General features: G+C 72.2%; 20 protein-coding genes and 1 riboswitch. Of the genes, 12 read left to right on the top strand and 8 right to left on the bottom strand.

The features are described 5' to 3' along the window. Positions 1 to 107 precede the first annotated feature (107 nt). Positions 108 to 1,760: a phenylacetic acid degradation protein PaaN gene (gene paaN, locus Cco03nite_RS32785; protein ID WP_373314381.1), complete on the top strand. Its 1,653-nt coding sequence runs from the start codon at positions 108 to 110 to the stop codon at positions 1,758 to 1,760. A gap of 89 nt (positions 1,761 to 1,849) precedes the next feature. Here the strand turns inward: paaN and Cco03nite_RS32780 are convergent, their stop codons facing one another. Continuing rightward, the gene (locus Cco03nite_RS32780) at positions 1,850 to 2,677 is read right to left on the bottom strand and encodes a serine hydrolase (protein ID WP_203697390.1); all 828 of its coding nucleotides are present in this window, start codon (positions 2,675 to 2,677) and stop codon (positions 1,850 to 1,852) included. A 265-nt stretch (positions 2,678 to 2,942) separates the two neighbouring features. On the opposite strand from Cco03nite_RS32780, the gene Cco03nite_RS32775 reads away from it, so the two are divergent. From Cco03nite_RS32775 to groL, 4 genes are all read left to right on the top strand, one after another. Continuing rightward, positions 2,943 to 3,146: a cold-shock protein gene (locus tag Cco03nite_RS32775; protein WP_033342363.1), complete on the top strand. Its 204-nt coding sequence runs from the start codon at positions 2,943 to 2,945 to the stop codon at positions 3,144 to 3,146. A gap of 160 nt (positions 3,147 to 3,306) precedes the next feature. Then, a complete protein-coding gene (locus Cco03nite_RS32770) occupies positions 3,307 to 4,296 on the top strand; it encodes a hypothetical protein (RefSeq protein ID WP_203697388.1) in 990 nt (329 codons plus the stop codon). After that, positions 4,293 to 5,156 (top strand): hypothetical protein, encoded by an 864-nt coding sequence (locus Cco03nite_RS32765; RefSeq protein WP_203697386.1) that lies wholly within the window; start codon positions 4,293 to 4,295, stop codon positions 5,154 to 5,156. Before Cco03nite_RS32770 ends, Cco03nite_RS32765 begins: the two co-directional genes overlap by 4 nt. 188 nt (positions 5,157 to 5,344) lie before the next feature. Next, positions 5,345 to 6,967, top strand: coding sequence for a chaperonin GroEL (groL, locus tag Cco03nite_RS32760; protein WP_203697384.1), 1,623 nt, complete (start codon positions 5,345 to 5,347; stop codon positions 6,965 to 6,967). 191 nt (positions 6,968 to 7,158) lie between these two features. Here the strand turns inward: groL and Cco03nite_RS32755 are convergent, their stop codons facing one another. The 3 genes from Cco03nite_RS32755 to Cco03nite_RS32745 are packed head-to-tail and all read right to left on the bottom strand — an operon-like array spanning position 7,159 to position 12,161. After that, positions 7,159 to 8,580, bottom strand: a complete 1,422-nt coding sequence (locus tag Cco03nite_RS32755) for a sugar porter family MFS transporter (RefSeq protein WP_239167849.1) — start codon at positions 8,578 to 8,580, stop codon at positions 7,159 to 7,161. A gap of 57 nt (positions 8,581 to 8,637) precedes the next feature. Next, positions 8,638 to 9,531, bottom strand: coding sequence for a GNAT family N-acetyltransferase (locus Cco03nite_RS32750; RefSeq protein WP_203697382.1), 894 nt, complete (start codon positions 9,529 to 9,531; stop codon positions 8,638 to 8,640). Positions 9,532 to 9,542: 11 nt separating this feature from the next. Next, positions 9,543 to 12,161: a S8 family serine peptidase gene (locus tag Cco03nite_RS32745; RefSeq protein WP_239167848.1), complete on the bottom strand. Its 2,619-nt coding sequence runs from the start codon at positions 12,159 to 12,161 to the stop codon at positions 9,543 to 9,545. A 70-nt stretch (positions 12,162 to 12,231) separates the two neighbouring features. Here Cco03nite_RS32745 and Cco03nite_RS32740 point away from each other — a divergent pair, with 70 nt between their 5' ends. Continuing rightward, positions 12,232 to 13,971, top strand: coding sequence for a glycerol-3-phosphate dehydrogenase/oxidase (locus tag Cco03nite_RS32740; protein ID WP_203697380.1), 1,740 nt, complete (start codon positions 12,232 to 12,234; stop codon positions 13,969 to 13,971). Between the two features lie 97 nt (positions 13,972 to 14,068). Here Cco03nite_RS32740 and Cco03nite_RS32735 read toward each other — a convergent pair whose 3' ends face one another. Further along, the gene (locus Cco03nite_RS32735) at positions 14,069 to 15,457 is read right to left on the bottom strand and encodes an FAD-binding oxidoreductase (RefSeq protein ID WP_203697379.1); all 1,389 of its coding nucleotides are present in this window, start codon (positions 15,455 to 15,457) and stop codon (positions 14,069 to 14,071) included. A 22-nt stretch (positions 15,458 to 15,479) separates the two neighbouring features. On the opposite strand from Cco03nite_RS32735, the gene Cco03nite_RS32730 reads away from it, so the two are divergent. Next, on the top strand, positions 15,480 to 15,782 hold the full coding sequence (locus tag Cco03nite_RS32730) for a DUF4031 domain-containing protein (RefSeq protein WP_203697377.1): 303 nt from the start codon (positions 15,480 to 15,482) through the stop codon (positions 15,780 to 15,782). On the opposite strand, the gene Cco03nite_RS32725 is transcribed toward Cco03nite_RS32730, so the two are convergent. Beyond that, positions 15,751 to 16,371 carry an HD domain-containing protein gene (locus Cco03nite_RS32725; RefSeq protein WP_203697375.1) on the bottom strand — a complete coding sequence of 207 codons (621 nt, stop codon included), beginning with the start codon at positions 16,369 to 16,371 and terminating at the stop codon, positions 15,751 to 15,753. The two genes, Cco03nite_RS32730 and Cco03nite_RS32725, sit on opposite strands and share 32 nt — an antisense overlap. A 57-nt stretch (positions 16,372 to 16,428) precedes the next feature. Here Cco03nite_RS32725 and Cco03nite_RS32720 point away from each other — a divergent pair, with 57 nt between their 5' ends. Beyond that, positions 16,429 to 17,586, top strand: a complete 1,158-nt coding sequence (locus tag Cco03nite_RS32720; protein ID WP_203697373.1) for an FUSC family protein — start codon at positions 16,429 to 16,431, stop codon at positions 17,584 to 17,586. Positions 17,587 to 17,630: 44 nt separating this feature from the next. Next, a complete protein-coding gene (locus Cco03nite_RS32715) occupies positions 17,631 to 19,223 on the top strand; it encodes an LPXTG cell wall anchor domain-containing protein (protein WP_203697371.1) in 1,593 nt (530 codons plus the stop codon). 82 nt (positions 19,224 to 19,305) lie between these two features. Here Cco03nite_RS32715 and Cco03nite_RS32710 read toward each other — a convergent pair whose 3' ends face one another. Then, entirely contained in the window at positions 19,306 to 20,580 is a 1,275-nt protein-coding gene (locus Cco03nite_RS32710; protein ID WP_203697369.1) for an aminotransferase class V-fold PLP-dependent enzyme, read from the bottom strand. A gap of 38 nt (positions 20,581 to 20,618) precedes the next feature. Further along, positions 20,619 to 20,735: riboswitch (SAM riboswitch) on the bottom strand. 83 nt (positions 20,736 to 20,818) lie between these two features. On the opposite strand from Cco03nite_RS32710, the gene Cco03nite_RS32705 reads away from it, so the two are divergent. Then, positions 20,819 to 22,267 carry a PrsW family intramembrane metalloprotease gene (locus Cco03nite_RS32705; RefSeq protein WP_203697367.1) on the top strand — a complete coding sequence of 483 codons (1,449 nt, stop codon included), beginning with the start codon at positions 20,819 to 20,821 and terminating at the stop codon, positions 22,265 to 22,267. 64 nt (positions 22,268 to 22,331) lie between these two features. Here the strand turns inward: Cco03nite_RS32705 and Cco03nite_RS32700 are convergent, their stop codons facing one another. Further along, positions 22,332 to 23,591 carry an AI-2E family transporter gene (locus Cco03nite_RS32700; RefSeq protein WP_239167847.1) on the bottom strand — a complete coding sequence of 420 codons (1,260 nt, stop codon included), beginning with the start codon at positions 23,589 to 23,591 and terminating at the stop codon, positions 22,332 to 22,334. A gap of 87 nt (positions 23,592 to 23,678) precedes the next feature. Between Cco03nite_RS32700 and Cco03nite_RS32695 the strand changes: the two genes are divergently transcribed. Then, positions 23,679 to 24,014: a GroES family chaperonin gene (locus tag Cco03nite_RS32695; RefSeq protein WP_203697428.1), complete on the top strand. Its 336-nt coding sequence runs from the start codon at positions 23,679 to 23,681 to the stop codon at positions 24,012 to 24,014. 75 nt (positions 24,015 to 24,089) lie between these two features. Next, on the top strand, positions 24,090 to 25,271 hold the full coding sequence (locus Cco03nite_RS32690; protein ID WP_203697363.1) for a DUF5685 family protein: 1,182 nt from the start codon (positions 24,090 to 24,092) through the stop codon (positions 25,269 to 25,271). Positions 25,272 to 25,327 lie beyond the last annotated feature (56 nt).

Here is a 25,327-nt window from a genome sequence, read left to right as displayed (position 1 = left end):
CCAGCTCCGATTTGAACGTGTTCAACTTTCGGACTTCTTCATGCTGACACAAGACTTGAACGTGTTCAACTGTGGCTCCGCTCACCTCGTCGGGCATGATGAGGGGCATGACTGTCACCACCACGGACCTCTTCGCCACCCATGAGGAGCTGCTGAACAGCGCGCTGCGGGCGATCACCGAGCGCGGCTACTGGTCGGCGTACCCGGAGTCGCCGAGCCCGAAGGTGTACGGCGAGACCGCCGCCGCCGACGGCAAGGCCGCGTTCACCGCCCTGCTGGGCAAGGACTTCCCGCTGGACCAGCCCGCCGACGAGTGGGTCAGCCCGGAGCGCTCGCCGTTCGGCATCCCGCTCGGCGTGCGATACCCCCGCACCAGCCCGGACGCCCTCATCGCCGCCGCCAAGGCCGCGCTGCCCTCGTGGCGCGACGCGGGGCCGCAGCAGCGTGCCGGGGTGTGCCTGGAGATTTTGTCGCGCCTGCACAGGCGGGTGTTCGAGCTGGCCAACGCGGTGCACGCGACCACCGGCCAGGCGTTCGTGATGGCCTTCCAGGCCGGCGGCCCGCACGCGCTCGACCGCGCGCTGGAGGCGGTGGCCTACGGCTACGCCGAGCAGACCCGGCAGGTCGGCTCCGTGGTGTGGACCAAGAAGGCCGACACCCTCGCCAAGACGTACCACCTGGTGCCGCGCGGCATCGGCCTGGTCATCGGCTGCAACACCTTCCCGACCTGGAACTCCTGGCCGGGCCTGTTCGCCTCGCTGATCACCGGCAACCCGGTGCTGGTCAAGCCGCACCCGGGCGCGGTGCTGCCGCTGGCCATCACCGTGCAGGTCGCCCGCGAGGTGCTCGCCGAGGCCGGGCTCGACCCGAACACGGTGCAGCTCGCCGTCGACACCCGCGAGGCGCCGGTCGCCAAGGACCTGGCGCTGCGGCCGGAAATCCGGCTCATCGACTTCACCGGCTCCACCGCCTTCGGCGACTGGCTGGAGGACAGCGCGCGGCAGGCGCAGGTGTACACCGAGAAGGCCGGCGTGAACACCGTCGTCGTCGACTCGACCGACGACTTCGCCGGCATGTGCCGCAACCTGGGCTTCTCGCTCACCCTGTACAGCGGCCAGATGTGCACCACCCCGCAGAACCTGCTCATCCCGGCCGGCGGCATCGAGACCGAGGCCGGGCACAAGAGCTTCGACGAGGTCGTCGACGGCATCGCCGGCGCGGTCCGGGCGATCACCGCCGACCCGGCCAAGGCCGTCGAGTTCACCGGCGCGATCGTCAACGACGACGTGGTGGAGCGCATCGCGGCCGCCCGCAAGATGGGCGACGTGGTGCTCGACTCGGCCGAGCTGGCCCACCCGGCGTACGCCGACGCGGTGGTCCGCACCCCGATGATCGTGAAGGTGACCGACGGCTACGGCAGCGAGTGCTTCGGCCCGGTGACCTTCGCGGTGCCGACGGAGTCGACCGCGCAGAGCATCGACATCTTCCGGGAGACGGTCGGCGAGAAGGGCGCGATCACCGCGGCGGTGTACAGCACCGACGAGGCCGTGCTCGACGCGGTCGAGCAGGCGGCGATGGAGGTGGGCGTGCACCTGTCGGCGAACCTGACCGGCGGCATCTTCGTCAACCAGTCGGCGGCCTTCTCCGACTTCCACGCCTCGGGTGCGAACCCGGCCGCCAATGCGGCGCTGACCGACGGCGCGTTCGTGGCGAGCCGCTTCCGCATCGTGCAGTCGCGCCGCCCGGCCGCCGCGGCCTAGCGCGACGGGCGCGCAGCTCAGCGCCCTGGAAAGTCAGGAAGGGCACCTTCTACAACGCATGGCGTTGTGAAGGTGCCCTTCCTTTCGTTTCAGGGGAGGGCGGGTTTGAGTTGTTCGGCGACGGAGGCGCAGAGGTCGCGGCCGTGGTCGAAGCCGTAGCGGGCCGGGTAGCGCAGCAGCACGCTCATGCTCCAGTGGTCGGTGACCGCCAGGCAGGCCATGTGCCACAGCTTGTCCTCGGTGCGCAGCAGCCAGCCGTTCTTGATGGCGATGGTGGCCGCGACCTCCGGCGGGAACGCGGCCCGCGGCCCGAAGTCGCCGACCCCGCGCACCAGGCGCATCTGGGTGAGCAGCCAGTCCGTCCAGTGCGGTCCCGCCGCCCTGCCGTCGGCCAGGCAGACCCCGAGCCGGGCCACGTCGCGCGCCGACACCTCGGTGTTCGACCAGTAGCCGTCGATCCGGTACGGCTTCGACTCGGTCAGGCCGCAGATCTGCACCATGCGCTCGATGCCCGCGCGGCCGCCGTTGCGCTCGTAGAACTCGTAGGCGGCCTTGTTGTCCGAGTCGCGGATCATGATGATCAACCGGTTCAGGCTGCGCTCGTCCGGGTAGTCGGTGCGGCGCAGGAAGTCGGCGGCCAGCCACACCTTCACCAGGGACATGGTGTCGCTCGGGGCGTCCAGGTTGGAGGAGCCGACGATCTGCCCGGTGCGCCGGTCCAGCATCGCCCAGCTGGCGAAGCCCTCGGTGTCCAGCCGTACGGGGGGAAGTTCCAGCCTGGCGGGTGACGCCGCCTCGTTGTCGCGGGACGCCCCCGGCCGCGGTGCCGCGTTCGATCGGTGGTGCAGCGCCCACTGCATGACCGCACCGGTGACCAGTAAGGCGACGGCGCACACCGAGGTCGCGATGACGGGCATGAAGGCGGCCGGAATGCGGCCCGAACGGAGGCGGCGGCGGTTGTCCACGTTCCACCCAACCCCCGGTCGGGCCAACCGGTCACGCCATAGAGCGCGCTCTGGGTCAGATTGCCGACTGTCGAACTGTAATGGGAGCATTACAGGTCCGTTTTGGGGCTGTGCGAGGGTACCGGTGCTCGTGTAGCGTGCGAGGACGGCTGACAACACCAGCCGGGGGTGGCCCGCTACAGGACCGCCCAGCTTTACAGAAGTGAGGAAGTGCACCGTGGCACAGGGCACCGTCAAGTGGTTCAACAGCGAGAAGGGCTACGGCTTCATCGCGGTCGACGGAGGGCAGGACGTATTCGTCCACTTCTCCGCGATCGAGATGGACGGCTACAAGGCGCTCGACGACGGTCAGCGCGTTGAGTTCGAAATCGCCCAGGGCCAGAAGGGCCCCCAGGCTGAGAAGGTCCGGGTCATCGCCTGACCGCTTGGCCATCAAAGCTTGAGTAATACGGAAAGGGCTCTGATCCCACAGGATCGGGGCCCTTCCGCCTGTCCCGGGACGGCCTCGGATCGCGGGGGACAGCGGCGTGGGCGAGGGCGTGCCAGACTGGGCGGCCCCTTCCTCCGACCAGGAGCAGCACATGTCCGAGCCGATCCCCAACCCCTACGACGCGGGTGAGCCGCTGCCGTCCGAGCAGGGTTTCCGGCCGCCCGACGAGGCATACCGCGCGGCCATGCCGGACTTCGGCCCGGAGCACGACCCGCTGGTCAATCCGGAGGCGCAGGGGTTCGGCGGCTGGTCCTACCGGGTGGGCGGCGTGCTGCGGCGCTCGTGGCGGCAGTTGCTCGTCATCTTCGCGCTCACCCACCTGCTGCCGACCGTCGTGTTCGGCGTGCTGCTGGTCGCCGGCGTGGTCGCGGGCACCAGCTTCGACCTGACCAGCCTCAGCCGCTCGGACATGGTCGACGAGCTGATCGCCACGCTGCTGGCCACCGTGCTCGTGTACGTGGTGGTCGTGCTGCTGCTCCAGATGCTCGGCTACGCCGCGGCCACGCACCTGGCCACCCGGCAGGCGGCCGGACTGCCGGTGACCGTCGGCGAGGCGATGCGCTACGGGCTGCGCCGCATGCTCGGCCTCGCCGCCTGGCACGTGCTGGCCTACCTGCTCGTGGCCATCGGCGTCATCGCCGTCGCCGCGTGCTGCGTGCAGATCGCCTCCCTGCTCGGGCTCATCCCGATGATCATCGTCGCGGTGTACCTGACCCTGGTGATCGCGCTGCTCGGCCCGGCGTTCCTGTTCGAACGCGGCGGCCCGCTGCGCCGCTCCGGCACGCTGCTGCACGCCGCGTTCTGGCCGACCACCGGACGGCTGCTGCTGCTCGGCCTCACCCTGATCGCCGGCTCCGTCATCGAGCAGATGCTCGGCGCGCTCGGCGCCGCGGCCGTCCCCCCGGGTGACACCGCCCTGGCCGTCGCGGTCACCGGCGGCACCACCCTGCTCGGCGCCGTCATCGAGATTCCGCTGACGATGGTGCTGTTCAGCGGCATCCTCATCACGTACGCCGAGCGCCGCGGCGCCGAGGACGCCGTCTCCACCCGCCGGCTCGTCGACGAGCTGGCCGCGCGGTGACCGAGCCGATCCCGACCAGGCCGTCCTGGCTCGGCGAGACCCTGACCCTGCTACGGACCTGCTGGTGGCGGGTGCTCGCGATCAGCGTCGGCACCGGGGCGGTCGATCTGCTCGCCGTCGGCGGGCTGCTGCTGTTCGCCACGTCGACACCCAGCCCGGGGCTCGGTGTGGACGAACCCGTCTTCATCGCCGCCGTCTACGTGCTGCCCACCGTGCTGTCCGGTGCGTGCACCGCCTGGGCCTGGGCTGCGGCGGTCGAGGTGCTGCGCGGTGCCGGCGAGGGCCGCCGGGTTCGGGTCGGCGCGGCGCTGGGACTGGGGGTACGGCGAGCGGGCCCGCTGACCCTGTGGCTGGTCGGGATCGGCCTGGTCCATGTCGCGGGCAGCGTCTACGTGCTCTACCGGTCGATGGACTACCCGTACTCGATCTCGTCGTTCCAGACCCTCTCCACCGTGGTGACCGTCGGCGGCTGGTACCTCACCTTCGCCACCGCCCTACTGCCGCTGGTGGTGCTGTTCGAGCGGCGTGGACCGGGGCGGGCGTGGCTGCTGGCGCACAGCCGCGCGGCGACGATCGGGCAGATCGTCGCGATGCTGGCGTTCGGCTTCGCCGTCGACCGGCTGGCCACCTTGGTGCTGGCCCAGGCGTTCCAGGCCGAGGTGTCGCACGCGCTGCCGTGGAGCCTGCAGCTGACGATGAATTCGATCATCGGTGTGCTGGTGTCGGCCGTGACGATGACCGCGCTCACGGCCGCCTACCTGCACCGGGTGGCCCTGTCGGCGACGCCCGGCGCGCCCTCCGCCGATCCCGTGCCGGGCGGCTCCGAACCGGCGGTCATCGAACTCGGCCGCACCTGGTGAACCACCTGTGATCATCCCGTGTTCGCTTGCACTCGGGGGGCGAGAGTGCTAAACAGGTGATTGGCACTCTCCTCGTGTGAGTGCCAATACGAGACCAGAAGTCGGAGTTGCGGGGCTGCCGAATGGTGGCAGCCGGTCGTCGCGGGCCAGCTCTCCGACCTCGGATTGTCCAGGAGGACAACGCCGTTATGGCCAAGATTATCGCGTTCGACGAGGAGGCTCGCCGCGGCCTCGAGCGGGGAATGAACGTCCTCGCTGACGCCGTAAAGGTGACGCTCGGCCCCAAGGGCCGCAACGTTGTGCTCGAGAAGAAGTGGGGCGCCCCCACCATCACCAACGATGGTGTGAGCATCGCCAAGGAGATCGAGCTCGAGGACCCGTACGAGAAGATCGGCGCTGAGCTGGTCAAGGAGGTCGCCAAGAAGACCGACGACGTCGCCGGTGACGGCACGACGACGGCGACCGTCCTGGCCCAGGCGCTGGTCCGCGAGGGCCTGCGCAACGTTGCCGCCGGTGCGAACCCGATGGCTCTGAAGCGGGGCATCGAGGCCGCCGTCGCGTCGGTGGCCGAGGAGCTGTCGAAGCTCGCCAAGGACGTCGAGACCAAGGAGCAGATCGCCTCCACCGCCTCGATCTCCGCGGCTGACCCGACCGTCGGCGAGATCATCGCCGAGGCGATGGACAAGGTCGGCAAGGAAGGCGTCATCACCGTCGAGGAGAGCAACACCTTCGGGCTGGAGCTGGAGCTCACCGAGGGTATGCGCTTCGACAAGGGCTTCAACTCGGCCTACTTCATCACCGACCCTGAGCGCATGGAGGCGGTTCTGGAGGACCCCTACCTGCTCATCGTCAACGGCAAGATCAGCAACGTCAAGGACATGCTGCCGATCCTCGAGAAGGTCATGCAGAGCGGCAAGCCGCTGCTGATCATCGCCGAGGACGTCGAGGGCGAGGCCCTGGCCACCCTGATCGTCAACAAGATCCGTGGCACCTTCAAGTCCGTCGCCGTCAAGGCCCCGGGCTTCGGCGACCGCCGCAAGGCCATGCTGCAGGACATCGCGATCCTGACCGGTGGCCAGGTCGTGTCCGAGGAGGTCGGCCTCAAGCTCGACAGCACCGGTCTCGACATGCTGGGTCGCGCCCGCAAGGTCGTCGTGACCAAGGACGAGACCACGATCGTCGACGGCTCCGGTGACGCCGACCAGATCAACGGCCGGGTGAACCAGATCCGCGCCGAGATCGAGAAGTCGGACTCCGACTACGACCGTGAGAAGCTGCAAGAGCGCCTGGCCAAGCTGGCCGGCGGTGTCGCGGTGATCAAGGTCGGCGCGGCCACCGAGGTCGAGCTCAAGGAGCGCAAGCACCGCATCGAGGACGCCGTTCGCAACGCGAAGGCGGCCGTCGAGGAGGGCATCGTCGCCGGTGGCGGCGTCGCGCTCGTGCAGGCCGGCAAGACCGCGTTCGAGAAGCTGGACCTCTCGGGCGACGAGGCCACCGGTGCCAACATCGTCAAGGTCGCGCTCGACGCCCCGCTGCGGCAGATCGCCGTCAACGCGGGCCTCGAGGGTGGCGTCGTGGTGGAGAAGGTGCGCAACCTGGAGCCCGGCTGGGGCCTCAACGCCGCCTCGGGCGAGTACGTCGACCTGCTCAAGGCCGGCATCCTCGACCCCGCCAAGGTGACCCGCTCGGCGCTGCAGAACGCGGCCTCGATCGCGGCCCTGTTCCTCACCACCGAGGCCGTCGTGGCCGACAAGCCGGAGAAGGCGGCCGCCGCGCCCGCCGGCCCCGGCGGTGGCGAGATGGACTTCTGATCCGTCAGAAGCCCTGAACACCTGAACACGACGAAGGCCCCCGAGCTCCGCTCGGGGGCCTTCCCGTTTCCCCAGGGCCCGCCGCGTTGACGTGGCGCAACTCTTAACGACTTGCGGCCTCCGGGTCGCGATGAGGCCGCAAGTCTTTAAGAGTTGCGGCAGGTGGGGGCGGGCGGCGAGGGCGGTGGGGGTCACATGGCTTCGAGTTCGCGGCCCTTGGTTTCGCGGACGGCCTTCCAGACGAAGAGGAAGGCGAGCAGGGCGAACAGGGCGTACAGGCCGTAGGCGAAGGTCAGGCCGATGTTCGACAGGGCCGGGAACGTGGTGCTGATCAGCCAGTTCGCGATCCACTGCGCGGCGGCGGCGACGGCCAGCGCGGTGGCGCGGATCTTGTTGTTGAACATCTCGCCCAGCAGCACCCAGACCACCGGGCCCCAGCTCATGCCGAAGGCGACCACGTACAGGTTGGCGGCGACGAGGGCGACCTTGCCGATCGCGGGGCTGAGCGTGGTCAGCGTCTCGCCGTTGGGCCCGATCGTCTGGGCGGCGGTGGAGAAGCACCAGGCCATGACGCCTAGCGTGAGCACCATGCCGGCCGCGCCGACGAGCAGCAGCGGCTTGCGGCCGACCTTGTCGACCAGGGCGATGGCGATGAGCGTGGTGATGATGTTGGTGACGCTGGTGATGACCGTGATCAGCAGCGCGTCGGACTCGCTGAAGCCCACCGACGCCCACAGCGCCGACGAGTAGTAGAAGATCACGTTGATGCCGACGAACTGCTGGAACACCGAGAGCAGGATGCCCACCCAGACGATGGGCAGCAGACCGAGTCGGGGCCCCTTGAGCACGCTGAGGTGGACCTTCTCGGTGGCGCCGGCCACGGTCTGCTTGATGTCGGAGATGCGTTTGTCGACGTCGCCGCCGATCAGCCGCTTGATCACGTCGCGGGCCTCGGCGAGGCGGCCCCGGCGCACCAGGTATCGGGGTGATTCCGGGATCTGCAGCGCCAGCACCGCGTAGATGATCGCGGGGATGGCGGCGGAGGCGAACATCCAGCGCCAGGCCGCGCCGCCCCACGGCACCGCCTCCATCGCGCCGCCCGCCACGTCGGCCAGCAGGTAGTCGACCAGCAGCGCGACGAAGATGCCGCTGACGATGGCGAGCTGCTGCAGCGAGCCGAGCCGGCCGCGGATGTGCGCGGGTGACACCTCGGCGATGTACGCCGGTGCGATGACGCTCGCCGCGCCCACGCCGAGACCGCCGATGAGCCGCCAGAACGTCAGGTCGACGGGGCTGAAGGCGAGGCCGGAGCCGATCGCGCTGGCGATGAAGAGCCCGGCGGCGATCAGCATGACGCGTACCCGGCCGAGCCGGTCGGCCAGCGGGCCGGCGAACCAGGCGCCGACGGCGCAGCCGAGCAGGGCCGACGACACGACGAAGCCGAGCGCCACCGAGCCCAGCGAGAAGGTGTTGCGCAGGGCGTCGACGGTGCCGTTGATGACCGCGGTGTCGTACCCGAAGAGGAAGCCACCCACCGCCGCCGCGGCGGCGACCATGATCGCCGCGCCCTTGGTCTCGTGGGGTTCGGCTATGGGGCTGGTCGGGGCTGCCACATCCTCATGGTGCCCCCAAACCCACAGTTCTAATCTGAAATGCGAAAAAAGCCCGACTCATAGCGGTTTGTGGAAGAGGAAGAAGACCCGCTCGATCACCGCACCGGCCGCTCCCGAGTAGAACGGGACCGGTCCGACCCAGCCGATCTGCGCCCGGGTGATGCCGCGGTCGGCCTGGTCGCGCAGGCACCGTCGCAGCAGGACCCCACCGATGCCCAGGCCCGCTGCGGCGGGCAGGGTGCCCATCGGGCCGAACCAGCTCGGGCGGCAGCCGCCCCACGCGGCGAACGCGATCGGCTGCCCGTCGCGGATGGCGACGTGGCAGCCACCGGCCCCGCCGACGGCCCGCTCCACCTCGGCCACCCAGGCCGGGCCCCACTCGGCGGCGATCAGCGGCCGCAGCTCCCGCAGGTCGTCGGGCGTCGCCGCGCGCACGACGACGTGCGCGGCGGCCAGCCGTTCCTGCGCGGTCCGGGTCTCCCGCAGCGCGGGCGAGCCCTCGGTCAGGTCCGCGGTCATGTTCCAGGCCGTACGGTCGTGGGCGTATCCGAGCGCGGTCAGCGCGCACACGGCCGGGGTGTAGCGCACGTCCACCCCGGGCCACGCGTGCGTGGGCGGGTTGCCGGCGACCCGCACCGCGGTAAGCCCGCGCGCCCGCAACTGCCCCTCGACGGCGGCGACCAGCTCGCGGGCCAGGCCCTGCCGCCGGAACGCGGGGTCCACCACCAGCAGGTCCAGGTGGCCGACCGTCGGGTCCTTGCGGCCCGTGGACGCCAGCGCGACCCCCACGACGTCGCCGTCGATCGCGTCGCCGTCGATCGCGACGAAGCCCGCCGAGCCGTGCAGCAGCTCGACGATGTCGGCCGCCTCGGCCGCGTCCTCGGGCAGCAGCGACCGGTCGAGCAGATCGATCACGGCGGCCCGGTGCAGCGGCTCGTAAGGGGTGATCATGGAGGGGAAGCCTACCTGGCGGAGGCGACGACCGCCTCCGCCGCGTTGACGATGCCCGCCCCCGCCTGGGCGGCCTCGGTGGCGCAGGCGGGCGGGGCGTTGGCCAGCAGCGCGGGCTGCGCGGTGCCGCGCAGCAGCTGCTGGGTGCGGGCCAGGTCGCCGACCAGCTCGGGCCGGGCCGACCACAGCAGCGCGATCACCCCGGCGACGTGCGGTGTCGCCATCGACGTGCCGCTGAGCTCGGCGTACGTGTCGCCGGGCATCGCCGACAGCACCGCCTCACCCGGCCCGGCCAGGTCCGGTTTCGGGCCGGCCGGTCCCCGGCTGGAGAACGACGTGATCCGGCGGGTCTGGTCCACCGCCGCGATGGTGATCGCCGCCGGGTCGGTGGCCGGCGGAACATCCAGCGAGCCGCATTGCGGGCCGGTGTTGCCGGCCGCCGCGACGAACGCGATCCCGGCCGCGGCCAGGGCCGACGTGGCAGGCTGCAGCACGGTGTCGTCGCAGCCCTCCAGCGGCGGGCAGCTCCACGAGTTGTTGAGCACGTGCGGGGCGCGGGCCGGGCGGCCGTCCGTGAACGGGTTGCCGCCGTGCGGGTACGGCGCGAGCATGAACTGCATGCAGTCCAGGTAGAGGGATGGGCTGCTCATGTTGCGTTCCAGGTTGACGCAGCCGATCCACTGGGCGTCCGGGGCGACGCCGACCAGGTTGCGCCCCACGGCGGTAGCCGTGGTGTGCGTGCCGTGGCCGTTGTGGTCGATCGGGGTACGGCTGTCCGACCAGGGGTCCAGCCAGGAGTCGTCGCCGCCGCGGAAGTTCGCCGCCAGCGCGGGATGCGAACCGTCCACCCCGGAGTCCGAGGAGCCGACGACGATGCCCTTGCCGGTCACCCCGCGCAGCCACAGGTCGGGCGCGCCGACCATCTTCAGGTTCCACTGCGCGGTGGTCGGCGCCTGCCGCACCCCGCCGTGCTGGATCGGGATCTCGGCGGGCAGCGGGCGCAGCCGCTGGTCGGTCAGCACCCGGTCCACGTCGGAGCGGGACTCCAGCCACACCCGCGCCTCCGGGCCGCCGTTCACCAGGATCGCGTTGACCAGGTAGTACGGCTGGTAGGGCAGGTTCCAGCGGTCCAGCTCGGTGCGCAGCGCGGCCTGGGTGCGGTCGGCGTGCTCGACGAGCCGCCGGTAGACGGCGTCCACCCGCTGGTCACGGCCGGCGCCGAGGCCGGTCGTGGTGGGCAGCCCGGCCAGCGGGGCCTGCTCCTTCATCACCACGAAGAGCCGGTCGCCGAAGAAGCCGGGCTGGCCGGCGGTCAGGTAGTACGCCCCCGCGCCGAGCGCGACCGCGGCGGCCAGCCCGGCCGCCAGCGCCCGCCCGCCGGTACGCGGCATGACCTGCGCCCGCTCGCGCACGACCGGCGCGGGCGCGCCCGGCCACGGTGCCTGCGTGTCGGGCCACGCGGTCGCGGTCGGCCGCGCGCCGGGCCACTGACTGGCCGGGCCGAGCTGCCCCGTTTCCGGCGCGGCGGCCGGTTCGCGCACGGTGCGCAGCAGGCCGACGCCGTACGCGACGCCGAGCGCCAGCGCCACCAGCCAGGCGATCAGGGCGGCCAGCACGGCGTAGTACGGCACGTCGCGGCCGATCAGGCCGAGGTTCATCTCGTCGGGGTCGACGTAGCCCAGCGGCCCGAACGCGGCCAGCGCCACCAGGATCAGCGTGGTCCAGCCGCGGGGCGAGCCCGGCACGAGAGCGGCGACCGCGAAGCCCAGCGGCGGCAGGACCAGCAGGAGCAGCACCTGTGTCCCGGCCGCGCCGGTGCCGCCCGCGAGCAGCGCCAGCACCACCCCGGCCACCAGGCCGCCGGACAGCACCAGGGTAGGCCGTCCACGGTCGGTGAAGTGCCGCCACAGGCCCGGTCCCAGGATCACCATGGCCAGCGCGCCCGCGGCGAGCGCGGCCAGGGCGGCGGCGATGGACTCGGTGAACCCGCCCAACGCGCCCGCCCACAGATACGGCACCAGCACCAGCACTCCTGCGAGCACGGCCCAACCCAGGGCCCCGGGCGTCACCGCCACCGGCGCGACCGCCGTGGTGGGCTCCACCGCGGCCGGTGCGGGAGTCTCGCCGCCCGTGCCGCCCGTGCCGCCCGTGCCGCCCGTGCCGCCCGTGCCGCCCGTGCCGCCCGTGCCGGGCGGGACGGCGGCCGCGGCCGTGGGCTGGTTCGTGGCGCGGCGGTAGAGGAGGAACGCGGCCGCGCCGGCCAGCACCGCGTACACCAGCAGGTAGAGCTCGTTGGCGGTGGCCGGGATCAGCCGCAGCGCGCTGCCCCCGCCCAGCGCCAGCGCGCCCAGGAAGAAGGCGCGGCCGGCCGCGCGTACCGGCTCGTGTTTGGGTAGCAGGGCCAGCACCAGCGCCGGGACGCCGGCCAGCAGCGCGACGATGAGACCCGCCAGCGGCCAGAGGAGCCCGGGCAGCTGCATACCGAGCTGGAGCAGCACCTGCGCGGTGAGCACGAGGCCGTACTGGGAGAGCACGGCGACCACGACCGCCCACACTCCGACCAGGACGGCGGCGACGATCGCGCCGACCGGCGACCGTGGTGCGACATCCGCGTGCGCGGATGGGGGCACGGTCGGAACATGAGGCGGAACACCCTGGCTGTCACCGTGTGGGAGCACAGCCGCACGGTACCTTGGTGGAATGCGTGACCGCAGCGTGTCCCGCTTCGCCGCAGGTGCTCTGTCCCCGGAGCGCCGCGCAGCCGACCTGCGCAGGCTTCGCGACGAAGAGTTCGATGTCCTGGTCGTCGGGGGTGGGGTGACCGGCGTCGGCGCGGCGCTGGACGCCGCCTCGCGCGGCCTGCGCGTGGCCCTGATCGAGGCGAGCGACCTCGCCGCGGGCACGTCCTCGCGCTCGTCCAAGCTGATCCACGGCGGCCTGCGCTACCTGGAGCAGTTGGAGTTCCCGCTGGTGCACGAGGCGTTGCGGGAACGCGGCCTGCTGGCCACCCGGCTGGCCCCGCACCTGGTGCGGCCGGTGCCGTTCCTGGTGCCGCTGCCCGCCGAGACGCCGGGCGTCGCCGGGGTCGCCAAGCGGGCCTGGCACCGGCTCTACTACGGGGCCGGCGTGGCGCTGTACGACGCCTTCGCGGGCCTGGTCGGGGGCGGGCGCGGCATGCCGCTGCACCGGCACCTGACCCAGTCCGGCGCGCGTCGGCTGTTCCCGTCGCTGCGCGAGGAGGGCCTGGCCGGGGCGATCCGCTACTACGACGGGCAGGTCGACGACGCCCGGTTCGTGGTGACGGTGGCCCGCACCGCGGCCAGCCTCGGCGCGGCCGTGGTGACCGGGGTCGAGGCCGTCGGCCTGCTGCGGCAGGCGCGCCAGGTGACCGGCGTACGGGTCAGCGCGGACGGCGCGGAGTTCGACGTGCGGGCGAAGACCGTGGTCGCGGCGACGGGGGTGTGGAGCGACGACGTGTCGTCGTGGCTGCCCGACGCGCGGGTCGGCTTCCGGGTGCGGGCCTCCAAGGGGGTGCACCTGGTGGTGCCCCGTTCGGCGATCACCGGCGAGGTCGGCCTGATCCTGCGTACCGCGTCCAGCGTGCTGTTCGTCATCCCGTGGGGCGGGCACTGGATCATCGGCACCACCGACACCGACTGGGAGCTGGACCGCGCCCACCCCGCCGCGTCGGCAAAGGACATCGACTACCTGCTGTCGCACGTCAACGAGGTGCTCGACCGGCCGCTGACCCGCGGCGACATCGAGGGCGTGTACGCGGGGCTGCGGCCGCTGCTGCGGGGCGAGTCCGACTCGACGTCGGCGCTGTCACGCGAGCACGCCGTGGTCGAACCGCTGCTCGGGCTGCTGCTCGTCGCGGGCGGCAAGTTCACCACGTACCGGGTGATGGCCCAGGACGTGATCGACAAGGCGGTTCGCCGGCTCGGCGACGTACGGCACAGCGGCACCGCCGACCTGCCGCTGCTCGGCGCGGACGGCTACGAGGCGATGTGGCGCGACCGCGCTGACCTGGCCCGCCGCCACGAGCTGAGCGTCGGCGCGGTGGAACACCTGCTGGAGCGCTACGGCACGCTCACCACCGAGCTGCTCGCCCTGATCGACGCGGACCGCTCGCTGGCCGAGCCGCTGCCCGGCGCACCCGAGCACCTGTCGGCCGAGGTCGTCTACGCGGCCCGCCACGAGGGCGCCCGCCACGTCGTCGACGTGCTCGCCCGGCGTACCCGCATCTCCATCGAGACGGCCCACCGCGGCGTCCAGACCGCCCGCCGCACCGCCGAACTCATGGCCCCCGTCCTCGACTGGTCCCCGGCCACCACCGAATCCGAGATCACCACCTACCTCGCCCGCGTGGACGCCGAACGCGAATCCCAGCGCATGCCCGACGACGCCGCCGCCAACACCACCCGCCTCACCGCCGTCTAAGGCCAAAGGAAGGGCACCTTCCCATCGCCATACGTAGAGGAAGGGCACCTTCTTAACGCGGCACGCCTGTGACCTGCGGGTTCGCCGCGAACCTCGGTCAGCGCAGGACCTTGCCGGGGTTCAGGAGGCTGGTGGGGTCGAGGGCGGACTTGATGGCGCGTTGCACGTCGACGCCGACCTCGCCGAGTTCCGTCGCGAGCCAGTCACGTTTGAGCAGGCCGACGCCGTGCTCGCCGGTGCAGGTGCCGCCGAGCGCCAGGCCGCGTTCCATGATCTCGTCGAAGACGCGCTGGCCGGCGGCGACACTGGCCGGGTCGGCGCGGTCCACCACGATGTTCGGGTGCAGGTTGCCGTCGCCCGCGTGGCCGACGACGCCGACCGGCACGTCGTGCTTGGCGGCGATCTCCACGATGTCGTCGAGCAGCTCCGCCAGCCGGGTGCGGGGCACCGCGATGTCGTCGATGATCAGCCCGCCGTGCTCGTACAGCGAAAGGGCCAGGTGTTCCATCGCCGGGTGCGCGAGCCGCCGCGCCTGCAGCAGCTCGGCGGCCTCCATAGCGTCGGTGGCCTGCCACACCTCGCCCGCGCCCGCCTGCCGCGCCAGCTCGGCGATCGCCTCCAGATCGGCGGCGGCCCGCGAACCGGTGTCCACCGCGGCCAGCAGCAGCGCGGCGGCCGAGGTGTCCAGCCCCATCGGCCGGTACGCCTCCAGCGCCTCCAGGTGCACCCGGTCCAGCAGCTCCAGCAGGCTCGGGGCGAGCCCCGCCGCGAAGATCCGGTTCACCGCGTCACCGGCCGCGGCCGTGGTCGGGAACACCGCGACCATGGTCAGCGACTCCTCGGCGGCCGGCCGCAGCGCCACGGTGATCTCGGTGATGATGCCGAGGGTGCCTTCCGAACCGACGAAAAGCCTGGTCAGGTCGTATCCGGCGACCCCCTTCGGGGTGCGGCGGCCGGTGCGCAGCACGCGCCCGTCGGCGAGCACGACCTCCAGGCCGAGCACGTACTCGGTGGTGACGCCGTATTTCACGCAGCACATGCCGCCCGCGTTCGTGGCCACGTTGCCGCCGATGGTGCTCGACTCCCACGAGCCCGGGTCGGGCGGGTAGCGCAGCCCCTCGGCGAGCGCGGCCCGCGCCAGCACCGCGTTGACGACTCCCGGTTGGACGGTGGCGATCCGGTTGGCGGTGTCGAGGTCGACGATGCGGTTCATGGCCAGCATCGACACGACCAGGCAGCCGTCGATCGCGTTCGCACCGCCGGCGAGCCCGGTCCGGGCGCCCTGCGGCACCACCGGCACCCCGTGCCGCGCGGCGATCGCGACCGCGGCGGCCACGTGCGCGGTCTCCTCCGGGCGTACGACCGCCAGCGGCGTACCCGCCTCGCAGAGATCCGCCTCGTCACGCCGGTACGAGATCAGCAGGTCGTGATCGGTGATCACTCGGTCGGGGCCCAGAGCAGCCGTCAGCTCGTCGAGGAAGGTCACGTTCGCACGCTAGCGTGGACGCGTGATCCATGTCGACAGCCCGGTCTGGCCCGCGCACGGCCGGCTGTGGGCGCATCTGGTCAGCGACGTGTCCCTGGCGGAGCTGCACGCGTTCGCCGAACTGCTCGGCGCGCCCCGCCGCGGCTTCGACCGCGACCACTACGACATCCCCGCCGAGCGTGTCCCGGTCGCCCGCTGGCTCGGCGCCCAGTACGCCACCTCCCGCGACATAGCCCGCATGCTCCGCGCCGCCGGCCTCCGCATCCCCAAACACCTCACCCGCGCCACCCCGGCTACGGGGTCAGGGAGGAGAGTTCGCGGGTGAGGTTGCTGCGGGCGGGGGTCTCCAGGGCAGGGGTGTGGTGGTAGAGGGTGGGGAGGGCCAGGAGGGACTGGAGGACGGTGCTGCGGCCGATGCGCCAGAGCTCGTCGGGGACGTGGGCGTACTCGGCTCGGACGGCGGCGACGTAGCGCACGTAATCGGGCCAGGGGGCGGCGAGGACGGCCAGGTCGGCGTCGGCGAGCAGGGCGCCGTTGCGGTCGCCGGGGGCGACGGCGTGGCCGGCGGTGAGGCGGATCAGGCGGGTGACCTCCTCGATCACCGCGGGCGGCACCTGGCATTCGGTCAGCAGGTCGGCGGTGAGCACGGCGCTGCGTTCCTCGTTGTCGGCGGCCGTCGGGTCGTAGATCGCGTCGTGGCCCCACACCGCCAGCGCGACCGCCGGCTCGTCGCCGACCAGGTTCAGGCAGGCGGCCAGGTGTTCCCCGGTGTGGTAGTAGCGGTGCGGCTCCGACCAGCGGTTGATCAGCTCGGTGCCGACCTCGGCCAGCACGCTGTCCGGGGCGGTGGCCCCGGCGGTCCGGGCGGTGGCCGCGAACCGGTCGGCGGTGAGCGGGTTCGCGTCGGTGGTCATGGCCAAATCTTGGCGCATGTGCGGGGCGGGTGGTGCCGGGTGCGCCACAGTTAGGTGGTGGACGCCGCCGAGCTGGGCCGACGCACGCGGATCACGCTGCGCGACCGGGTGCGGCGGGTGCGCGGCAGCCTCATCCTGTCGGTGCAGGCCGCGGTCGCGGCGGGGCTGGCCTGGTACGTGGCGCACAACCTGCTCGGCCACTACCAGCCGTTCTTCGCGCCGATCGCGGCGGTGGTCACGCTAGCCATCTCGGTGGGGCAGCGGATGCGGCGCGCGGCCGAGATCGTGGCCGGCAACGCGGTCGGCATCCTGCTCGGCGAGCTGCTCATCCTGGTCATCGGCCGGGGCGCCTGGCAGGTGTCGCTGGTGGTGCTGCTCGCCATCAACCTGGCCATCTTCATCGGCGGCTCGGCTTCGCTGGTGACCCAGGCGGCCTCGTCCGGCATCCTGGTCGCCACGTTGCTGCCGATCACCAGCGACTACTACCTGAGCCGCTTCGTCGACGCGGTCGTCGGCGGCGGCATCGCGCTGCTGGTGATGGCGCTGCTGCTGCCGCTGAACCCGCTGACGGAGGTGAAGCGGGCGGTTGGGCCGCTGATGGACTCGCTCGCCGACGGGCTGCACCACGCGGCCGACGCGCTGGCGCACGGTGACGCGGCCGCGGCCCAGGACGCGCTGGACCGTATGCGGGAGGCGGAGTCGCACCTGCGGGCGTTCGGCGAGTCGCTGAAGGCGAGCAAGGAGCTGGCGACCATCGCCCCGCTGCACTGGGGCAAGCACGGCCTGCTGCAGGCCTACATCGAGGCCGCGGACCATCTGGCGCGCTCGCTGCGCAACAGCCGGGTGCTGGTACGCCGGATCGTGTCGATGATCCGCGACCGCGAGACGGTGCCCGCCGCCCTGGTCGAGGCCGTGCACGCGCTGGCGCAGTCGGTGTCGTCGCTGCGCCGGGAGCTGGCCGACGCGGTGGAGCCGGAGCAGGCGGCGCAGGCCGCGGTGCGGGCGGTGCGCGAGGCGCGAGAGGCCCATCAGGCGGGTCTGGAGTTCTCCGGCGAGGTGGTGTTCGCCCAGGTGCGGTCGACCGCGACGGACCTGCTGCGGGCCGCCGGAATGTCCCGGGAGGACGCAGAACGGCAGGTCAGACGGGCTGTTGGCCGGATCGACCACCCCGGAACCAGCCGTTCGGCTGGTGGAAGCCCGGAGAAATCTGGGTAGCGTCCCTCGCTGATCAACTCCTCAACATCCCGACGGGGGAACAAATGAAGATCCGCACCGCCCTGGCGGCGGGTGCCTCGATGCTGCTCGCCGGCGGGCTCTCCGCCGTGCTGGGCACACCGGCCCACGCGGCCGGCGGGGTCGACCTCGCCGTAAAGGTGCCCGGTTCGAAGATCGCGGTTGACGCCGAGGACAAGGCCTTCCGCGTGGACCTCTCGAACGTGGGCACGGCCGCCTCGGGCGACACCCTGGTCACGTACGACTTCAGCGGCCTGACCAGCTCCCTGGTCACCGCCGACCTGACCCTCCTGGAGGCGATCGGCTGCGACATCGCGGGCAAGGTCGCGAAGTGCGGCATGGTCGGCTTCGCGCCCGGCGAGTCCTACGTCGATGCCGTCTTCCTGAGCAACGTCGGCAAGAAGGCGGGCGCCGCGGGATCGTTCTCGGTGTCGTTCACCACGAGCGGGGACGTCAACCCGGCCAACAACAGCGTCACCGTGCCGGTGCAGGTCGTCGACAACGGCGCGGACCTCATGTCCTACGCGTTCGACCTGGTCGCCGGCTACACCGACGCCGGCAAGGTCATCCCGGTGAAGCCCGGCAACGTCGCACCGCTCGCCTGGGGCATCTGGAACAACGGTGACCGGTACGTGCACGGCGTGGACTTCACCATCACGGTGCCGCCTTTCGTCGGCTTCGACAACCAGTACGGCATCTGCGAGCTGGACGAGTCCATGACCGTCCTCACCTGCTCGGACCCCGACGCGGTGATCCCGCCCGGCGGCGCCTACAACCCCGAGTCGCTGCTGTCGCTCTACGTGCACCAGAACTACGTGGGCGGCCCGGCGGTGCTGCCCGGTGGTCTGGTCAGCGCCAAGGCCATCAAGACGTCCGTCGAGGAGCCCACCACGGGTGAGATGAAGCCGGCCGACGGCTTCGAGGTCGCCGAAGGCGTGACCGAGGCCCAGTTCGAGCAGCTCGTCGAGGACCTGCTGCAGGGTGCCGTGCCGAACGCCGAGGAGGCCGGCGACGTCGACCCGGCCGACGACGACGCGTCGTTCGCGGTGCACGCGGCCGCCCCGGTCGCGGTCGACCAGGCCATCAGCGTGACCCCCGGCTACGGCAAGGTCGGCGACGTGGTCAAGATCAACGTCAAGGTCAGCAACGTCGGCAAGGTCAGCACCGGGCCGAGCTTCAAGATCAAGGCTCCGGCGGGCACCTCTTTCGTCGCGCCTGACCAGGCTCCGGAGGTCGGCACCTGCAGCGCGGACGGGCAGGAGGAGCCCTGGCAGTACACCGGTGCCACCGAGCTCGGCTGCGGCTTCGAGTCCGAGCTGCAGGCGGGCCGCTCGCTGACCCGCGAGCTGCTGGTGCGCATCGACGCCGAGCCCATCGGCAACGACGGCCTGGCGACCGTGCTCACCTCGGTCGGCAAGGACAGCAACGCGAAGAACGACACCGCCAAGGTCGTCATCAAGATCGGCACTCCGCCGGCCGGCGGCAACAACGGCGGCAACGGCGGCGGACTGCCGGTGACCGGCGACAACACCGCTCTGATCGCCGGTGTCGGCGGCGCGGTCGCGCTCGCGGGCGTCGTGCTGTTCCTGCTGGCGCGCCGCCGCAAGGTCGTCGCCTAGCACCCGGAGCCCTGATCCGTCAGGGACGATGATCGGCCGGTGACCCGTCAGGGGTCACCGGCCGCTGTCGTCGGTCGCGGGCTCAGACGACGGCGCGCAGGGCGCCGAGGAACGTGTCCACATCGGCGTCGGTGGTGCCGATGCCGATGCTGGCGCGCAGGGCGGTGGCGGGCACGCCGTCCCAGCCCGCCCGCACCGACGCCTCGCCGAGCAGGCGGCGGGCCAGCGGGTGAGCGCAGAACAGGCCGTCGCGTACGCCGATGTGGTGCTCCCGGGCCAGCCGCTGGGCGATCTCGGCGGAGTCGCGGCCGCGCACCGCGAAGGACACCACGCCGATCCGGGCCGCGTCCGCGTCGAAGGTGCGCAGCTCGGCGACGTCGGGCAGCTCCGCCAGCCCCGCCCGCAGCTTCGCCAGCAGGCGCTGCTCCTCGGCGTGCAGCGCGTACCGGTCGGCGGCCTCCAGGGTGGCGCACACCGCCGCCAGCGCCACCGCGCCGAGCAGGTTGGGGGTGCCCGCCTCGTGCCGGGCCGGGCCGGTGGTCCACCGCACGTCGTGGGTGGCGTCGCCGACCCCGCTGGTCGCCCCGCCGCCCGCCAGGTATGGCTGAGCGGCGTCGAGCCAGTCGCCCCGGCCGACGAGCACGCCCGCGCCGAACGGGGCGTACAGCTTGTGCCCGGACAGTGCCACGTAGTCGACGTCGAGGGCCGACACGTCGACCGGCACATGCGGGGCGAGCTGCGCGGCGTCGAGCACGACCCGCGCGTTGAACCGGTGCGCGATCAGGGCGAGCTGCGCGACCGGCCACAGCTCGCCGGTGACGTTGCTCGCGCCGGTGACGGCGACCAGGACCTCGCCGTCGGTGTTGCCCCGGCGCACCTCGGCCAGCGCTGCGGCCAGGTAGCGCACCGCGGCGTCGGGCGAGCCCGGCACCGGCAGGCGCACCGCGTTGGGCCAGGGCAGCAGGTTGGCGTGGTGCTCCCCGGCGTACGTGATGACCGTGGTGCTCGCGGGCAGCGCGTGCGCGAGCAGGTTGAGCGCGTCGGTGGTGTTGCGGGTGAACACCACGTGGTCGCCCTCGCGTGCGCCGACGAAGTCGCCGACGGTCTGCCGGGCGCGCTCGTACTCCAGCGTGCAGCGCTGCGACAGCGCGCCCGCGCCCCGGTGCACCGAGCCGTACCAGGGCAGCAGCGCGTTGACCGCGTCGGCGGCCGCCCGCAGGCAGGGCGCGGTGGCCGCGTAGTCGAGATTGATCTGACCGGGCACGCCGAGCACGGACAGCTCCGCCTCGGCCACGCGCACGGGCGTCACGTCGGCGGTCTCGACGGCACTACAGGGTCGTTGGGCGATCGCGGTCATGGGGCACCTCCGGGGTCAGGGACCCCTGGCAGGGCAAAGGTCCGCGCTTGCCCAGCACGACAACGGGCTGGGCCCGGTCATCACCCGGGGCACCCCACCGCGAACTACAGAGGGTTGCCGGTCAGCAAGCCGGGGCTTTGCTCCATCTTTCGACACTTTCGCCCGCTTGCGCAGGTGAATGTGAGAGCGGCTGACACTCGTGACCTTTCGCCGAGCATAGCGGAGGTAGGCTGCGCCCATGTCCGACCTCCCGACTCCTGGGACCGAACCCGGCAGGGCCGACGTCGGCCTCCACAGTGCGCCGTGGCCGCCGCCCGCGCTGCCGGAGCCGTCGCTGCCGCTCAAGCGCCCCCGGCGCTGGCTGCCGCTGCTGCTCGCGATCGTCGTCGTCGGCGGCTCGGCCCTGGCCATGCTCGGCTATCTGGGCTGGAAGATCGGGCCGTTGGCGTTCGCGGTCGGGCTGTCCGCGGCCCTGCTGCCGGTGCCGGTGCTCGTCGCCGCGTTCCTCTGGCTCGACCGGTACGAGCCGGAGCCGCCGAAACTGCTGGTGATCAGCTTCCTGTGGGGCGCGTTCCCGGCGACGCTGCTGGCGCTGGGCGTCAACTCGTTCTTCTCCGGCTGGCTGAACGTGGTCACCCTGCCCGACGCGGTGGTCGCCACGGTGGTCGCGCCGTTCATCGAGGAACTGGGCAAGGCGGCGTTCCCGCTGTGGATCCTCTGGCGGCGCCGCCGCGAGCTGTCCGGCATCACCGACGGCATCGTCTACTGCGGCCTGTCCGGGGTCGGCTTCGCGATGGTGGAGAACATCCTCTACCTGGGCGGGCACGGCTTCTACGCGGGCAACGAGCAGTGGGGGCCGTACTCCGGGGCGCAGCTGGTCTTCGGCATGTTCCTGGGCCGCATCCTGATCTCCGGGTTCGCCCACCCGCTGTTCACCTCGATGACCGGCATCGGCATCGGCATCGCCGCCCGCTCGGCCAGCAGCTGGGTGCGCTGGTGCGCGCCGGTCGGCGGGCTGCTGCTGGCGATGATCCTGCACGGCTCGTGGAACCTGATGGCCACGCTGTCCGCCTCGATCAGCCCCTACTTCTTCCTGTACGGCTACATCGCGGTCATGGTGCCGGTGTTCCTGTCGATGATCGGCGTCGCGCTGTGGGTACGTGCCCGCGAGGGCCGGCTGGCGTTGCAGGTGCTGCCCGCGTACGCCACGGCCGGCTGGCTCACCCCGCCCGAGGTGGCGGCGATGGGCACGCTTGCCCGCCGGCACGCCGCCCGGGTCTGGGCGAAGCGGGTCGCCGGGGAACCGGGCCGCCGGGCCATGAAGGAGTTCCAGTTCGCCGCCACCCGGCTGGCGCTGGTGCGCGACGGCATGAACCGCGGCCTCGACGAATACGATGCCGACCGGGTTCGCAGCGTCACCGAGGAGCGTGACCTGCTGCAGGTCGTCAGCACCACCAGAGCGGTGTTCGTCGGCCGTGACCCGCAGGTGCCGCCGGCCTTCTTCGACGGGGCGGTGTACCGGATGACGTTCCCGGACGGCGTGGCCCGCACGGTGCCCATGCCCGCCGAGCCGGTGGTGCCGGTGCCGGTGCTGCTGCCCCCGCCCGCACCCGCGTACCCGGCGTACCCCGCGCAGCCGGGGTACCCGTACCCGCCGCAGCCGTACTACCCGCCGCAGGCGTCCTGACGCCGCTGCCGCAACGAAAGGGCTCCGCCGGTGCGACCGGCGGAGCCCTTTTCAGATCTGAAAGTCAGGCGGCGGGGGCCGGCGGCGCTTTGACGATCACCGAGTCCGGCTCCGGTTGCGGTCGTCCGGCCAGCTGCCGGATCGCCGTGTTGAGCACCGCGATCAGCGGTACGGCGATCAGCGCGCCCACGATCCCGGCCAGCACCACGCCCGCGGCGATGCCGAGGATCACGGCGAGCGGGTGGATGGCCACCGCCCGGCCCATGATCAGCGGCTGGAGCAGGTGGCCCTCGATCTGCTGAATGGCGATGACCGCGGCCAGCACCAGCAGCGCCGTCAGCGGGCCGTTGGTGACCAGGGCGACCAGCACCGCGACCGCGCCGGACAGGGTGGCGCCGACGATCGGGATGAACGCGCCGAGGAACACCAGCGCTGCCAGCGGCAGGGCGAACGGCACCCGCAGCAGCGCCAGCGCGATGCCGATGCCGACCGCGTCGATGAACGCGACCAGCACGGTGGCCCGCACGTACGCGCCCAGCGAGGCCCACGCGGCGACCCCGGCCCGGTCCAGCGGCTCGCGGGCCTGGTTGGGGACCAGGCGCAGCAGGAAGCGCCAGATCACGCGGCCGTCCCGCAGGAAGAAGAACAGCGTGAAGATCACCAGGAACAGGCCGCTGAGCACCTCGAACACCGTCGTCGCGGTGGTGATGGCACCCGTGGTCAGGGCTTCCTTGTTCGTGGTGATGGATTTCGTGACCGAGTCGATCGCACTGCCCATCTGCGCGTCGGTCAGGTGCAGCGGGCCGTTCTTGAGCCACGTCTGGATCTGCTGCACGCCCTCGGCGGCGTTCTTGGTCAGGTCGGGCAGCCCGTTGACGAACTGGTTGATCACCAGGGTCAGCGTTCCGGCGACCGCGGCCAGGCCCGTCACCACGACGATCGCGGTGGCCAGCGAGCGGTGCACGTGGATGCGGTTCAGCCAGCGCACCGCGGGTGCCAGCAGCGCGGCCAGCAGCATGGCGATCAGCACCGGCACGATGACGATGCTGATCTTCCCGAGGAACTGCAGCAGGTAGATGAGCGCGATGCCCAGCACGATGATGCGCCAGGCCCACGCCCCGCCGATGCGCAGCGCGTACGGCACGTCGACGTCGTCGCGGCTGGCCGTGGAGTGGTGCAGCAGTTCGGGCTCGGCCGGCTCGGGCAACGGCTGCTCGGCCTCGCGCCGGTCGCGCTCCTCCTGGTCGCGCCTGGCGCGGGCACTGGCGCGGCTGGCCTCGTAGGCCCGCCGCACATTCGCCTTGAAGTTGTCCAAACGACCCACTGGTGTCCTCCCGTGGACAGGCAACGCCACCACGTTAGTCGCCTGCGGCCACCGCACCATCGGGGAAGTACCCTGACCGGCGTGACACTGAACCCAGACACCGCCGAGACCGGCCTGCCGATCCGTCTGCTGCACGACCGGGTGCTGGTCAAGCAGGAGGCGTCCGAGGGGGAGCGGCGCTCGTCCGCGGGCCTGGTGATCCCGGCCACCGCCTCGGTCGGGACGCGGCTGTCCTGGGCCACCGCGGTCGGCGTCGGCCCGCACGTGCGCGCGATCCAGGTCGGCGACCGGGTGCTGTTCGACCCGGACGAGCGCTCCGAGGTCGAACTGCACGGCGAGGCGTACGTGCTGCTGCGCGAACGCGACGTGCACGCGGTCGCGGCCTCCCGCGTCGAGCCGGACGCCACGGGCCTCTACCTGTGACCCGCTGACGTCCGGACGGTCGGCTCGGCGACAGCGGCCGGGCGCGGGGTGACGGCGTCGCCTAGGCTGCCGCCCGTGTTCGGCATCATCAGACCCTGCGCGCACAGCCTGTCCGAGCGGCTGCACGGCGAGTGGCTCGGCCACCTGTGCGGCCTGTGCCTGGCCCTGCGGGACGAGCACGGCCAGGCGGCCCGCATCGTCACCAACTACGACGGCCTGATCATCTCCGTGCTGACCCAGGCGCAGCAGGCGACCGTGCACCGGCGTACCGCCGGGCCGTGCCCGCTGCGCGGCATGCGCACCGCGCCGGTGGCGCAGGGCGTGGGCGCGCGGCTGGCCGCGACGGTCTCCCTGGTGCTGGCCTCGGCCAAGCTCTCCGACCACGCCGCCGACGGCGACGGTGCGTACGCCCGCCGCCCGGTCGCCGCGGGCGCCCGCCTGCTCGCCCGTCGCTGGGCCACCCGGGCGCACCGGTCCGGTCTGGACCTCGGCCTGGACACCGGCGTCCTGCTGACCGCCGTGCACGGCCAGCGCGAGGTCGAGCGGGCGGTCACCCTGGGCGGGTCGCTGCTCACCGTCACCGAGCCGACGGAGCTCGCCACCGCCGCCGCGTTCGCGCACACCGCGGTGCTGGCGGGCCGGCCGGGTAACGCGGATCCGCTGGCCGAGGCGGGCCGCTTCTTCGGCCGGATCGCGCACCTGCTCGACGCGGTCGAGGACCTCGCCGCCGACCGGGCCGCCGGGGCGTGGAACCCGCTGCTCGCCACCGGGGCGTCGTTCGCGCAGGCCGGGGCCCTGGCCAGGGACGCGGCAGCGGGCATCCGGCTGGCCCTGGACGAGGTGGCCTTCGACGACAAGAGGCTGGTGCACCGGCTGCTGGTGCACGAGGTCGAGCATGCCATCGAGCGCGCCTTCGCCGGCTCCGACCCGGACTACTACCCGCCGGTCGTCCAGCCGGGCAAGAAGGGCCGGCAGCCGAAGCCGCCGGGCAGCGGGTCGTGCTGGTGGCCGCAGGTCGAACTGCCGCCGGTCACCCGCGGGCCGATCTTCGGCTGCGCCGTGGCCAGCTGGATGTGCTGCACCTGTCAGGTCTGCTGCCGCGAGCCGTACCCCGGCCCGTGGAGCGGCCTGCCCCGCGAGGCCTGGTGCAACAACTGCGACTGCGGCCACTGCGACTGCGGCAACTGCTGCGACGCCTGCAACTGCTGCAAGGTCTGCAAACACTGCGACTGCTGCGACTGCAGCTGCGACTGCTGACCCGCTCTGCCCACCCGGCGCGTGCCCGCCCCTCGATCATCGGACTTGCCTGGCAC

This window comes from Catellatospora coxensis (assembly GCF_016862635.1).
GTDB lineage: Bacteria > Actinomycetota > Actinomycetes > Mycobacteriales > Micromonosporaceae > Catellatospora > Catellatospora coxensis.
The sequence above is the reverse complement of the archived record's forward strand: the minus strand, read 5'-3'. Positions and strand labels throughout refer to the sequence as shown.